The 14029-nt window shown below is 66.2% G+C and carries 8 protein-coding genes and 2 tRNA genes; 8 read left to right on the top strand and 2 right to left on the bottom strand.

From position 1 onward, the window contains the following. A partial coding sequence (locus tag ACKAE7_RS18585) for a 3'-5' exonuclease (protein WP_408979971.1) occupies nucleotides 1-2317 on the top strand: 2317 nt, incomplete at its 5' end. Nucleotides 2318-2359: 42 nt separating this feature from the next. Here the strand turns inward: ACKAE7_RS18585 and ACKAE7_RS18580 are convergent. Then, complete coding sequence (locus ACKAE7_RS18580; RefSeq protein ID WP_408979970.1) at nucleotides 2360-3646, bottom strand: macrolide 2'-phosphotransferase; 1287 nt, start codon at nucleotides 3644-3646, stop codon at nucleotides 2360-2362. A gap of 144 nt (nucleotides 3647-3790) precedes the next feature. Here ACKAE7_RS18580 and nudC point away from each other — a divergent pair, with 144 nt between their 5' ends. Genes nudC through ACKAE7_RS18565 form a run of 3 tightly spaced genes read left to right on the top strand, consistent with a single transcriptional unit; the run spans nucleotide 3791 to nucleotide 7605 of the window. After that, a complete protein-coding gene (gene nudC / locus ACKAE7_RS18575) occupies nucleotides 3791-4813 on the top strand; it encodes an NAD(+) diphosphatase (RefSeq protein WP_408979969.1) in 1023 nt (340 codons plus the stop codon). 57 nt (nucleotides 4814-4870) lie between these two features. Beyond that, entirely contained in the window at nucleotides 4871-7006 is a 2136-nt protein-coding gene (locus ACKAE7_RS18570) for an ATP-dependent DNA helicase UvrD2 (RefSeq protein WP_408979968.1), read from the top strand. Further along, a complete protein-coding gene (locus tag ACKAE7_RS18565) occupies nucleotides 7006-7605 on the top strand; it encodes a M48 family metallopeptidase (protein ID WP_190609925.1) in 600 nt (199 codons plus the stop codon). Before ACKAE7_RS18570 ends, ACKAE7_RS18565 begins: the two co-directional genes overlap by 1 nt. A 36-nt stretch (nucleotides 7606-7641) precedes the next feature. Here ACKAE7_RS18565 and ACKAE7_RS18560 read toward each other — a convergent pair whose 3' ends face one another. Then, nucleotides 7642-9123: a zinc-dependent metalloprotease gene (locus ACKAE7_RS18560; protein ID WP_408979967.1), complete on the bottom strand. Its 1482-nt coding sequence runs from the start codon at nucleotides 9121-9123 to the stop codon at nucleotides 7642-7644. A 132-nt stretch (nucleotides 9124-9255) separates the two neighbouring features. Between ACKAE7_RS18560 and ACKAE7_RS18555 the strand changes: the two genes are divergently transcribed. The 4 genes from ACKAE7_RS18555 (at nucleotide 9256) to ACKAE7_RS18540 (ending at nucleotide 14029) form a co-directional block, all read left to right on the top strand. Beyond that, nucleotides 9256-10473 carry a PDZ domain-containing protein gene (locus ACKAE7_RS18555; protein WP_408979966.1) on the top strand — a complete coding sequence of 406 codons (1218 nt, stop codon included), beginning with the start codon at nucleotides 9256-9258 and terminating at the stop codon, nucleotides 10471-10473. A gap of 167 nt (nucleotides 10474-10640) precedes the next feature. Next, complete coding sequence (locus ACKAE7_RS18550; RefSeq protein ID WP_408979965.1) at nucleotides 10641-13625, top strand: UPF0182 family protein; 2985 nt, start codon at nucleotides 10641-10643, stop codon at nucleotides 13623-13625. 123 nt (nucleotides 13626-13748) lie between these two features. Beyond that, nucleotides 13749-13822, top strand: a tRNA-Met gene (locus ACKAE7_RS18545). 134 nt (nucleotides 13823-13956) lie between these two features. Beyond that, nucleotides 13957-14029 (top strand) — tRNA-Met (locus ACKAE7_RS18540).

Below are 14029 nucleotides of genomic sequence, written 5' to 3'. Positions count from 1 at the left end.
CGGCCCCGCCGGCGGGGGAGGGGCCGTGGCCCCCGAAGTTCCGCCGCTGCAGCCCAGTCCGCACGCGGCGGCAGGATCCGTGGTGCTGGGCCGGTTTGCCAGCGACGTGGACGAAGCTGCCGCGCTCGCTGAAGACATCCTGAAATACCGTGTGACGGACTTTGAGCTCAAGCTTGACGGTTCCCCGGTTCCGCCCGCCATCGCCGTGCTGTGCCGGCGTCGTGCGCAAATGGAACCCATCCGGCGCCAGTTGGAGGCCCGCGGCATCGCCTATGAGATCGTCGGTCTCGGCGGCCTCCTCGATACCCCGGAAATCGTGGATCTGGTGGCCACCTTGCGCGTCCTCGCCGACCCCGGCCGCTCCGACGCGCTGATGCGCCTGCTCGCGGGTGCCCGCTGGCGGATAGGCCCGGCAGATTTGATGGCGCTGAGGGACTGGTCCAGCCAGCTCGCCCGGCGACGCGGCCAGGCCGGAGCGGCCGATGACACCGTGCCGGATGCCGAACCGGCCGTCCTGGAAGGCGACCTGACAGACGCCGCCAGCCTGGTGGAAGCCCTGGACTGGCTGCCGCGGGAGGGGTGGATTTCGTCGAACGGCAGGTCCCTCACCCCGGCCGCGCGCGGACGGATGCTCCGGCTTTCGGCGGAGCTGCGCCAGCTCCGGGGCTACCTGGGAGACGACCTCACCACCCTGCTGGGGGAAGTGGAAAGGGCCATGCTCCTTGATATCGAGGTCGCCGCAAGGCCGGGCATCAGCATCCACCAGGCCCGCCGGAACCTTGACGCCTTCCAGGATGCAGCCGCCGGCTTCCTGCGCACCTCCCAGCGCGTAGACATCCTCGCCTTCCTGTCCTGGCTGGAAGCGGCATCAGCTGAAGAAAACGGCCTGGAAGCACCGCCGAGCGATGTCAACCGCGAGGCCGTCCAGCTGCTCACCGTGCATGCCTCCAAGGGGCTGGAATGGGATGTTGTCTTTGTTCCGGGGCTGAATGCCAAGGACTTTCCCAGTGACCGTGACTCACGCTGGAGCAGCGGATCCGCGGCCCTGCCCTGGCCGCTGCGCGGCGACCGGGCGGACCTGCCCCAGTGGGACCTGGACCAGCCGGACCAAAAAGGATGGCTGGACGCGGAAAAGGACTTCAAGGCAGCCGTCCAGGCGCACGGGGAGTCGGAGGAACGCCGCCTGGCCTACGTGGCTTACACCCGGGCCAAGCACGTCCTCTGGGCGTCCAGCGCAGCCTGGGTGGGGTCGAGGTCCGGGCGGGCTGACATGTCACCGTTCCTGGCAGAGCTGGAGCCATTGGCCGCACCGGCCCGCGAAGGTCTTCCGGTGCAGGCAGGCATCCACCCATGGTCGGTGGAGGAGGCTGCTTTGCCGGAGGCCAGCCCACTGACCCTCGATGTGGAAGTGGCCCGCTGGCCCTACGATCCCTTGGAGGGGCCGGTGGATCCCCGGACGGGTGGGCGCCTCCGCCTTGCCAGGGGCCGCAGGGATGTCATGGAACGGGCGTCCGCCCGGGTGGTGGCTGCCCTGGAGGCCATGCACCATGAACGGGCCCTGCCCCTGCTGGACGCCGGAGCGCCTGCGAATGCTTTGTCCGGCCAGGACACCATGATGGTCCCGGATCCGCAGCTCAGCGGCCCGGCTGCCGGCTGGGCGAGGGAAGCAGCACTGCTGCTGGAACGCCGGGCAAGGAAGTCGTCCGCCCAGGAGGTCCACCTTCCCACCCATATTTCCGCATCCACACTTGTGGACCTCAACGAAGACCCGGAGGCGGTGCTCTGGCGGCTCCGCAGGCCGGTGCCGCGGGAACCGGGCATGTCGGCACGGAAGGGAACAGCTTTCCACGCCTGGGTGGAAGAGTACTTCGGGAGTGCAGGCATGCTCGACCTCGGCGAGGCACCGGGCTCCGATGACCACATCGATGCGGCCTACGATCTGGACGCCATGGTGGCCACCTTCAGGTCCTCCCCGTGGGCCCACCGTTCCCCGGCCTTTGTTGAGGTCCCGGTGGAGACCCGAGTGGGGGAGGTTGTGGTCCGTGGGCGGATCGACGCCGTCTTCCAGGATGCGGACGGCCGCTGGGACCTGGTGGACTGGAAGACCGGACGGCGGCCGTCCGGAACCCAGTTGCGCACCCGGGCGGTGCAGCTGGCCGTGTACCGGCTGGCGTGGTCGCGGCTGAAAAGCGTGCCCCTGGAGGATGTCCGGGCGGCGTTCTTCTACGTTGCGGACAACGAGATTGTGCGGCCGCATGACCTCGGATCCGCTGACCAGCTGGAGGAGATGGTGGCGGCTGCCTTCACTTCTGCCTGAAAGGCGCGTCGTGGACGTCAGGTAGCTGACACGCGCCCGCGGCTAGTTCTTGTTGGCGTCAACAATGGTGAGGGCAGCCGTCGACGTGTCATCCGGACCGCCTGGTGCGTCAGGGGCGCCGGTTTTGGTGCCGGTGGCCGTGCCGGTGCTGCTTCCGCCGTCGGCGCCGCCTTCAGTGTGGGCAGGGGGAGTTGCAGGTGCCGGATCGGGAATCGGCGTTACGTGCACAGCGGGCTGGACCGCCGGAACCGGAACGACGGTGACCGGAGGCGCCGTGGTGGGCGCCCCGCCGTCGGCAGCCCGCATGCCAGGGCCGGCTCCGGCCCCCGCGGCAGGTTCCACGGAAGGCGCAGCCGCGCCGGGGACCGTGGCAGGCGATACGGACGGAAGGGGCTCAACGCTGATGGGCTGCCCGCCGTGCTCTGCAATGTCGCTGGCCAGGGTGGCCAGCATCTCCTCCGCCTCCGCCACCATGGTGGCGTCCCCGGCCGCGATGCCCTTGACCAGGTACTGGGCCAGGGCGAATTCGGCCGACAGCGCTGCCCGCCGAAGCAGGTGCTTGTCGGGTTTGTCGCGGCGGCCGGTGGTGTAAGCGTCCAGTACGGCGTCCACGAAGTCCTGCTCGTTGGACGCCACCAGCCAGGCAAAGTCGTCCGCGGGGTCGCCGATGCGGAGGTCCGTCCAGCCGGTCACGGCGGTGACCCGGGAGCCCTCCACGAGCAGGTTGTCCTCATGCAGGTCCCCGTGCACCACGGATGGATTGAAGCGCCACAAGGACACGTCCTCAAGTGCGTGCTCCCAGCGCAGCAACAGGGACGGGGGGATCTTTCCAGTGGTGGCGGCCTGGTCCAGCTCGTTCAGCCTGCGCTGGCGGAATTCGTTGGGGGTGTAGCTGGGCAGGTCGGCGTTGCTGACGATCGCGCGGGGCAGATCGTGGATGGCTGCCAGCGCCACGCCGATTTCCCGGGCCAGGGCATCCGGCCCGGCCGTCAGTTCCTCAACGCTGCGGGTGCTGCCGCCCAGATGCGAGTAGACGAACGTACTCAGGCTTCCCAGGCGCACGCTGCCGGCGACTGTGGGCATCAGGAAGGGCAGTTCGGCGCGGATGGCCGGGGCGAAGGCACGAAGCACCAGGAATTCTGTTTCGAGCCGGGCGCTGGCCTCGGCGTGGCGCGGCGACCTGACCCGCCAACGCTTCCCTTCCGAGTCGAGGAGCAGCGCTGAGTCGAAGTCCGCGGGGTCGTCCGGGGCAGAGCTAACGGCCGTCGGGGTCAGCCCGGGGACTGCCGCGGTTGCAACGGCTGCCAGTTCAATCGCTTTTCTTCTCACCTTTCAACGGTAGATTGCCTGCGGGCCGGGAGACCGGTCCGGCGGCGGCGAGTCTTGAGATACCTGCAAATAGGGGGGGTGCTGCGGGCACCGTGGGCCAGGCTGGAAATGTCAATTGTCAGCCCCAGTCAGTACGGTGGATATATGAGCCATGCGGAGTCTGTCACACCGGTCTACCAGGGGCAGCCGGCAACGCTGCCTGCCAACCACCTCATGGACACCCTCCTTCCCGTCAGGCCGGCGCTGGTGGACCGCGGGTCGGCCGTCCGGACAGCGCCGGGGATCGTGGACGAACAATTGGCCAGTCCCGAAACGCTGGCTGTTGTGCTGTCCGGGCGGCAGGGCCTGGTGCAGGGAGGCGGCCTGTGTGTAGCCGCCGCACAGCCGTTGCTCCAGGAGCTCACTGCAGCCGGGGCGGCGCCTGAACTGGTCGTTTTCCTGGGCTACGCGCTTCCGGATTCGGATCTGCCAGCTGGAACCGGGCTCCTGCTTTATGTCCTCCCGGAGCAGGTTCCTCCAGGTACAGCCGGGATCCCGTCCGATGCCCGCTGGGCCGGCTTCCGCGAGGTCGCAGCGGGACTGGGCGCCACGCACACTGCCCTATTTGTGGAGGCCAGTGCCATCACTAACTGGCACGCCGGGCACACGCACTGCCCGCGCTGCGGTACCCCTACCGACGTCGAGGCCGGCGGCTGGGTCCGCCGGTGTCCTGCGGACTCGTCGGAGCACTACCCGCGGACAGACCCGGCCATCATTGTCACCGTGGTGGGCCCTGACGGGCGGCTGCTGCTGGGCGGCGGCGGACCGCTGGACGCCAGGAACTACTCCACGCTGGCCGGCTTCGTGGAGCCCGGGGAGTCACTCGAACAGGCCGTGGTCCGCGAGATATACGAGGAGGTGGGAGTCCGGGTGACCGCATGCCAGTACCTCGGATCGCAGTCGTGGCCGTTCCCCGCCTCCCTTATGCTTGGATTTACCGCCGTCACCGAAGACGCCGAGGCAAGGCCCGACGGCGTTGAGGTCACCAGGGCGCGCTGGTTCAGCCGGGAGGAACTCCAGGAGGCTGTGCTCGCCGGCGATATCACCATTTCCAGCCGGCTTTCCATTGCCCGCTCGCTGATAGAGCACTGGTATGGCGGACGCATCCAGGACCGGGCCGAGGCCTGACCCACCACGAATCCACCAGACTCCAGCACGCGGTAGTCGAGACAAAGAGCAGCAGAAGTGACTACAGAACATTTTGACGGGGCAGCGTCCCTTGAGGACCGCATTCTGGGAGGCCTGGACGCGGAACAGCGGGAGGTGGCCAGCACCCTGAACGGCCCGCTGTGCGTCCTGGCCGGGGCAGGGACGGGCAAGACCCGTGCCATCACCCACCGCATCGCCTACGGCGTCCATTCCGGCGTCTACTCGCCGCAGCGGCTGCTGGCCGTGACCTTCACGGCCCGCGCTGCTGCCGAGATGCGCAGCCGGCTGCGTGACCTTGGCGCAGGCAACGTTCAGGCGCGCACCTTCCACGCCGCGGCGCTGCGCCAGCTACAGTTTTTTTGGCCGCAGGCTGTTGGCGGCACCCTGCCCAACCTCCTGGACCACAAAGCCCAGATGCTGGCCGAGGCCGCGCGGCGGCTCCGGCTCAGCACCGACAGGGCCTCCATCCGCGACCTCGCCTCGGAGATCGAGTGGGCCAAGGTGTCCATGCTCACGCCGGCAAACTACCTGGAAAACGCGCAGGACAGGGGAGCCCCGGGAGGCTTCGACCTTACCGCCGTGGCCCGGGTCTTCCAGTCCTACGAGGACGTCAAGACCGACCGCAACGTCATTGACTTCGAGGACGTCCTGCTGATCACAGTGGGAATTCTCCAGGAGGACGAGAAGGTCGCTGCCACCGTCCGTGAGCAGTACCGCCACTTCGTGGTGGACGAGTACCAGGACGTTTCCCCTTTGCAGCAGCGGCTCCTGGAACTGTGGCTGGGCGGCCGTGACGAGCTATGCGTTGTCGGTGACGCAAGCCAGACCATCTATTCATTCACCGGAGCGTCCCCCAAGCACCTGCTGGAGTTCAAAGCCCGCTATCCGCAGGCCAACGTGGTCAAACTCATCCGGGACTACCGCTCCACGCCGCAGGTGGTGAAGCTCGCGAACGACCTGTTGGCGGGCAGGCGCAGCGGCGGTCCCGTGGCCGACGCCGCCTGGGCCTCGCCCCTGCAGCTTGTGGCCCAGCGGCCGGCAGGCCCGGCGCCGCAGTTTACGGAATGTGCGGATGACGAGGCTGAGGCGGCCACGGTTGCCCAAAAGATCAAGGCACTGCTCGACGCCGGCACACCCGCCAGCGAGGTTGCTGTCCTGTTCCGCACCAATGGCCAGTCCGAGGCATACGAACAGGCTTTGGCCGCTGCCGGGATTGGCTACCAGTTGCGCGGCGGTGAACGGTTCTTTGCCCGCAAGGAGGTGCGCGACGCCATCCTGCAGCTGCGCGCAGCCACGCGGGCTGTCGCTGAAACGGACTCCCCGCAACCGCTCGGGCAGCTGGTCCGGGACATCGTCTCCTCGCTCGGCTACACGGATTCGGCCCCGCACAGCGGCGGCGCCCTCCGGGAACGCTGGGAATCTCTGGCCGCGCTGGTTGCCCTTGCAGATGAACTGGTCGAGGTACGGGGCACACAGTTCAGCTTGGCCGACTTCGTCAACGAACTCCAGGAACGTTCCCTGGCACAGCACGCTCCCACCGTCCAAGGGGTTACCCTTGCCTCCCTCCACGCCGCCAAGGGCCTGGAATGGGACGCTGTATTTCTGGTGGGCCTCAGTGAAGGGCTGATGCCCATTTCCTTTGCCGACTCCCCGGAATCGGTGGACGAGGAACGCCGGCTCCTGTATGTGGGAATCACCCGCGCCCGCGAACACCTCTCGCTGTCATGGTCCACTGCCCGGACCCCGGGCGGCCGCGCCAACCGCAAACCCTCAAGGTTCCTTGATGGATTGCGTCCCGACTCCGTGGCCAGTTCCAACACCCGGGGGAAGGTGACCGTGACCCGCAGGAAAGCCGCCGCTCCCGCCATGTGCAGGGTCTGCGGATGCATGCTCGGTACGGGCGCGGAACGCAAAGTGGGCCGGTGCAACTCCTGTCCGCCCGGCTACGAGGAACAAACTTTCGACGCCCTCCGGAACTGGCGCCGGGAGGTTGCCCTCTCCGCCGACGTGCCCGCATTCGTGGTGTTCACTGACGCAACCCTGACGGCCATTGCCGAAGCACGCCCCGCGTCGCTTGAGGAGCTCGCCCGGCTGGCAGGAGTGGGACCTGCAAAGCTGGAACGGTATGGGGAGGACGTCCTGCGTGTCCTGACGGAAAGCACCTCGCTGTAATGGCTGGCCACTCCGCGAGGCATCAGGTGGCGGCTGCTTCGTCCACAACCACGGAGGACGGTGCGCCTGTAGTGGTACGGCGTTCGTCCCGGCGCACCCGCACCGTAGCCGCTTTCTGGGAGAACGGAACTGCGGTGGTCGCGATACCCGCCCGGTTCACTGCTGCCCAGGAGGCCGAATGGGTGCACAAGATGGTGGCCAAACTCCAGCGCCAGGGGGAGCGGCGGGCAGCAGCGGGTAGGAGGCGGCCGGCCACGGACGCTGCCCTCGCAGAACAAGCGGCCCAATTGTCTGCCAAGTACCTGGGCGGACGCGCCGTACCGACGTCGGTTCGCTGGGTCAGCAACCAGAACTCGCGATGGGGTTCCGCCACTCCGGCAGAGGGAACCATCAGGCTCTCGGACAAACTGCGTCCCATGCCCCAATGGGTGATCGACTACGTCCTGCTCCATGAACTCGCCCACCTGCTGGTGGCTGCGCACAACGCCGCTTTCTGGCAGCTGCTCGAGGCGTATCCGGAAACGCAGCGGGCCAAGGCATTCCTTGAGGGTGTTTCGTTTGCCACCGGACGCGGCATGGCCGACCCCGACGCTGACTGAATCCGTCCTGCCAACAGCCAACGCCGGGGCGGGGTCCTAGCCTTTCGGCTGGCCCTCCTGGCCCTCCTGGCCGTCCTTGCCCTGGTCGTCGGGACGCCCGCCGTCGTCCTTTGCAGTCTCGGCGGTGCCATCTCCTGCGCCAGGCTCAGTGCCTTCTTCTGCCTCCGGCGCGGAGTCGAAGCCGCCACTGAGGAGCTTCTGCAGGGCGTCATCCACTTCGCTGTCACTTGCTTCTGCCAGCTTGCGGCGCCCGCTGAAGCCCTTGGGATCGTCCAGGTCCTCGGCAGTGGGCAGCAGGTCCGGGTGGTGCCAGATGGCGTCCCGGCCCTCGATGCCGCGCTCTTCCTTGAGGGTGGCCCACAACGTGGCGGCGTCGCGCAGCCGGCGGGGCCGCAGCTCCAGGCCCACCAGGGAGGCAAATGCGTGCTCGGCCGGACCGCCGGTTGCCCGGCGGCGCCGCACGGTCTCCCGCAGCGCACCCGCGGACGGCAGCAGCTTCTCGGTGGCCGAGGCCGTGAGCTCGTCCACCCAACCCTCGACCAGTGCCAGGGCGGTCTCAAGCTTCTCAAGGGCCTGGTCCTGCGCCGGCGTCCGCTGCGGCATGAAGACACCCTGCGACAGGGCCTCCTGGATGCCTTCCGGGTTGCTGGGGTCAAGGTCCCGTGCAAGTTCCTCGATACGTGAGGTGTCGATGTGTATGCCGCGGGCGTACGCCTCGATGGCACCCAGCAGGTGTCCGCGGAGCCAGGGAACCTGGACAAACAGCCGCGCGTGGGCGGCTTCCCGCACTGCGAGGAAGAGCCGGATGTCGTTCTCGGGCAGGGACAGGCCCTCCCCGAACGCCGCGACGTTGGCGGGCAGCAGTGCCATCTCCAGGTCCGCGAGGGGGACCCCGATGTCGGTGGAACTGACGACATCAGCGGAGAGGGCACCGATGGCCTGGCCCAGCTGCATGCCGAAGATGGCACCGCCCATGTTCTGGAGCATCGAGGACGCCCCGCCCATCATGGACTTCATTTCCTCGGGCATCTGCTCCGTCATGGCCGAGGAGAGGGCATTCGCGATGCTGTTGGCCACGGGCTCTGTCAGCCGCTTCCAGGTGCCCAGCGTGGCCTCTACCCATTCCGCCCGGGACCACGCCCGGCCGATCAGGCCGGTGGCGGGAAGGTCCGTGACGGGGTCCAGCCACAGTTCCGCCAGGCGCAGGGCCTCATCAACCTCGCGCGACTGCTGGGACGTTACCGAAGGGTCGCTGCCGCTCGCGGCAACACGGCGGGCGTTGTCGTGGGCAAGCTGCCAGTTAACGGGCCCCTCCGAAGGGGCGCTCATCATGGCCTGCACCTGGGAGAACATCTGCGCCAGGAGGTTGGGGTCGTTCGGAAGCCCCGCAGCCTTGGCCAGTTCGGCGGGGTCGAAATTCTCCATCCCCTTGCCGCCCATCAGGTTCTGCAGCATCTCGGTCAACGGATCCTTGGGGGTGTCGTCGCCGTTGGACGGATTGAGTGGATTGGAGGTCATGATCCCGCCGATCGTCGGTGTGGCTGTCAACCTTCACGGTACCCCGGCCGTGGTCGGCTGTCTGCCGGACGGCGGCGTCGTTCGCTCTAGGCAAAGAGCTGGCATCCACCGGCACCGCGTAGTCTTGGTTGGGTGACTACAACCCGTGGCGGCCACCCCTCAGAGGACCACGCTCCTGAGCTCTTCACCCGCGGCCTGCCTGCGGAAACAGGTGAAACACGCGTGCCGGGCACGTCCGCCTTTGGAGAAGGGGCCGACGACGGCACCACGGGCGGTGCGCTGGCCCCGGAACGCGCTCCCCGGGACAGGAAAGTGTCGGCGATGCTGCTCGCGGGACTGTCGGCGCTGGGCCTGGGAATCGCCGTGGGCACCCTTCCCGTTCCTTACGTCGTGGAGTCGCCCGGCCCGACGTACAACACCCTGGGTGAAAGCCAGGGGAGCCCGGTCATCAGCATCAGTGGCCGGGAAACGTATCCAGCCAAGGGAAACCTTGACCTGACCACGGTCTACGTGGCCGGCGGCCCCAACGGGCCGGTCAGCATCCTCGACGCATTTTCCGCGTGGGTTGACCCTTCCAAAGCCGTGCACCCCGTGGAAATGCTCTACCCCACGGGCACCACCAGGGAAGAGGCCGAGGAACAGAGTTCCGTGGCAATGACCACGTCACAGGAGAACGCCGTAGCCTCTGCCCTCAAAGAGCTGGATATTCCTTTCGGGCAGCAGCTGCAGGCAGCCGGCCTCTCCGAAAATTCAGCCTCGGACGGGAAGATCCAGCCCGGCGACATCCTGGAGACCATTAACGGCAAGGACATCACCTCGCTGGCCGTCGTCCAGGAGGAACTGGCCGCGGGAAACGGCGCGCCGGTCTCCGTGGTGGTGGAGCGTGACGGGCAGTCCGTCACCGAGACCATCACCCCCAAGGACAACGGCGAGGGCCGCTTCATCCTCGGAGTCATGCTCAAATACCTGTTCGCCTTCCCCTTCGACGTCGAGATTTCGCTTGAGAAAGTCGGCGGCCCCAGTGCGGGGCTGATGTTCTCCCTGGGGATCATCGACACGGTTACACCGGGAGACCTGACGGGTGGCAAACACATCGCGGGGACCGGCACCATCTCCCCGGACGGCCTCGTGGGCCCCATCGGTGGCATCCAACAAAAACTGCAGGGGGCACGGGCCGGGGGAGCAACGTTGTTCCTCGCGCCCGCCGCGAACTGCGGGGAAGTAGCAGGACACATCCCCGTTGGGCTGCAGGTAGTGAGGGTGGAGACCCTGGCTGAGGCGCGCGACGCCGTCGAACGTGCGGGTAACGGTCAGGACACGTCCGGCCTTCCGGCGTGCCCGGGCAACTAGACTGGGCGCAACTAGACTCAACAGGAACTAAGCTCCACCGCCACTCGTGGCAAATATGACGGACGAAACCGGCCGTTTGACCGGTCCCGGACGTCGCCCGCACGCACGCTCTGATTTATCTGACGACCAGCTATGAGGTACCCAGTTTGTCCCGTCCCGCCAGCACCATGTCCACAGGCAGACCCCCTTCACGACGCGGGGCGTTGACGCCCACGCTGATCGTTGTTGCCCTGGTGGTAGTGGGCTTCATCTTCTTTGCCAACGTCTGGACCGACGTCCTCTGGTACCGGCAGTTGGGGTTCATCGAGGTCTTCGTCACCGAGAACCTGGTCCGGATCGGTATCTTTGCCGCCGGTTTCGCCATCATGTTCCTGGCGGTGTTCTTCGCGATCCGCATCGCGTACAACGCCCGGCCGGTCTACGCGCCCGACTCTGAAATCAGGGACAACCTGAACCGGTACCAGGCGCAGCTGGAACCTGTCCGCCGCGTTGTCATGATCGGGCTCCCCGTCCTCTTTGGACTCTTCGCCGGCAGCGCCGCCGCCAGCCAGTGGCAGAAGGTCCTCCTGTTCTTCAACCAGGAGCCCTTCGGGAAAGAAGACCCTGAATTTGGTATGGACATCAGTTTCTACCTGATGTCGCTCCCGTTTTTCGGTTTCGTGACCGGCTTCCTGATCAGCGTTGTGGTGATTGCCGGGATCGCGGGCATCCTGACGCACTATCTCTATGGCAGCATCCGTTTGATGGAACGCGGCGTCTTCACCAGCCGGGCTGCACAGATCCATATTGCCGTCACCGGCGCCTCCTTCCTGGTGCTCCTTGGCCTCAACTTCTGGCTGGACCGCTTCACCGCGGTGCAGAGCAACAGCGGACGCTGGGCCGGCGCCCTCTACACGGATGTCAACGCCGTCATTCCCACGAAGGCCATCCTCGCCGTAGCGGCGGTGCTCGTTGCCATCCTGTTCGTTGTCGCTGCCATTATCGGCAAATGGCGGCTGCCGGTCATCGGAACCGCCATGCTGGTCATCACGTCCATCCTGGCCGGCGGTGTCTACCCCTGGGTGATCCAGCAGTTCCAGGTTCGCCCCTCGGAGGAGACGCTGGAAAAGGAATACATCCAGCGAAATATCAACAACACGCGTGAGGCCTACGGCCTGGACAAGATTCAGGTGGACCGCTACAACGCCACCAACACGGCCAGCACCGGGGCCCTGGCCCCGGATGCGCAGACCACGGCAAACATCCGGTTGCTGGACCCGAACCTGATTTCGGATGCGTTCTCCCAGCTTGAGCAGTACCGCCCGTACTACCAGTTCCCGGAAGCCCTCAATGTGGACCGGTATGAGGTGGACGGCAAGATCCAGGACACCGTGATCGCAGTCCGCGAGCTCAACCCCGCAAACGTGGCAACCAACCAGCAGGGCTGGCTCAACCAGCACGTTGTGTACACCCATGGCTACGGTGTAGTGGCTGCAAAGGGCAACAAGTTCACTGTGGACGGCAAGCCGGAATTCCTGCAGTCGGGTATCCCGTCAACGGGTGTCCTGGGTGACGATTCAACCTATGAGCCCCGGATCTACTTCGGTGAATCCTCGCCCGACTACTCGATCGTTGGCGCGCCGGACGGCGCCCCTGCCCGCGAGCAGGACCGGCCGTCAGGCAGGGAAGGCGAGGGGGACAACCAGTACACCTTTGAAGGCAACGGCGGTCCCAACGTGGGAACGTTCTTCAACCGCGTGCTGTACTCCATCAAGTTCCAGTCCTCGGACCTGCTGCTTTCGGACGGCGTCAACCCCGAGTCGCAGATCCTGTACGACCGCAGTCCCCGTGAGCGTGTGGAAAAGGTTGCCCCGTACCTGACCGTGGATGGGAATGCCTACCCGGCGGTGGTTGACGGCCGCGTCAAATGGATTGTGGATGGCTACACTACAAGCCAGTTCTACCCGTACTCCCAGCAGGAGCGGCTTTCCGATGCCACGGCGGACACCCAGACCACGTCCGGCCGCGCGGTTGCCTTGCCCAACAGCACCGTCAATTACATCCGGAACTCCGTGAAAGCCACGGTTGATGCGTACGACGGTTCGGTCACCCTGTACGCCTGGGACGACCAGGACCCGCTGCTGAAGTCGTGGCAGAAGGTGTTCCCCGCCTCACTCAAGCCTTTCTCGGAGATGTCCGGCGATGTCATGAGCCACGTCCGGTACCCGGAGGACCTGTTCAAGGTCCAGCGCCAGCTCCTGGGGGAGTACCACGTGACCGATCCGTCCACGTTCTACCAGACCAAGGATGTCTGGAGCGTGCCGGCGGATCCCACCGTTGACTCCAACAGCGGCGTCAAGCAGCCGCCGTTCTACATGTCCCTCCAAATGCCGGACCAGGACAAGCCCGCCTTCCAGCTGACGTCGTCGTTCATTCCGCAGATTGTCAACGGGAACGCACGCAACGTGCTCTATGGCTTCCTGGCCGCTGACTCGGATGCCGGGAACGAGGCGGGTGTGAAGGCGGAGAGCTACGGCAAGTTGCGGCTGCTCCAGATCCCGCCGGAGATCCAGGTGCCGGGTCCCGGCCAGGCGCAAAACAAATTCAACTCCGATCCCACGGTTTCGCAGGCCCTCAACCTGCTGCGCCAGGGAGCGTCTGAAGTGCTCAACGGCAACCTGCTGACGCTTCCGGTAGGCGGCGGCATCCTGTACGTCCAGCCTGTCTACCTCAAGTCGACCGGCGAAACGTCGTACCCCACACTGCAGCGCGTCCTGGTGGCCTTCGGCGACAAGGTGGGATTCGCTCCCACCCTGGATGAGGCACTGAAGCAGCTCTTCGGAGGAGACTCCGGGGCTGCCGCGGGCGATTCGGACAACAACGGCCAAACCCCGGTAGATCCGGCCGCGCCGGGAACGCCCGCGGGAGCTGACGGCAAGGCAGAGCTGAAGGCCGCACTGGATGAAGCGAATGCGGCGATTCAGGAGGGCCAGTCGGCTCTTGCTGCAGGGGACTTCGCAGCCTACGGCGAGGCGCAGAGGAAGATCGCGGCTGCCCTCCAGAAGGCCGTGGCTGCGGAAGCCAAGATCCCGGTTGCCGCACCCGAGGCCACGCCCGCGCCGGCAGCCACCGATGCACCTGAAGCGAGCCCGTCACCCTCAGCCACCAGCTGATCACGACGGCGGCAAACGGCACCTGTTCCCTGTGGGGCCAGGTGCCGTTTCCGTAGGCGAGACGGAGATCACGCGCCCGCGATTTGGCCTGGTGTTCACGTACCGGTAAAGTAGTTCTTGCGACGCGGGGTGGAGCAGTTCGGTAGCTCGCTGGGCTCATAACCCAGAGGTCACAGGTTCAAATCCTGTCCCCGCAACTGATGGAAACATCCGGACACTGGAAACAGTGTCCGGATGTTTTTGTTTAAGCTCCGGGGATTTCCTGCCGACCCAAGGGAAAACCCCGAGTGGAAAACGAAGCCGGAAAACTAGGGTAGTGTTGTTTCAGCGACGCGGGGTGGAGCAGTTCGGTAGCTCGCTGGGCTCATAACCCAGAGGTCACAGGTTCAAATCCTGTCCCCGCA

This window comes from Pseudarthrobacter sp. NKDBFgelt (assembly GCF_046097905.1).
GTDB lineage: Bacteria > Actinomycetota > Actinomycetes > Actinomycetales > Micrococcaceae > Arthrobacter > Arthrobacter polychromogenes.
Note: the sequence above shows the minus strand (reverse complement) of the source record. Positions and strands in the feature narration are given on the sequence as shown.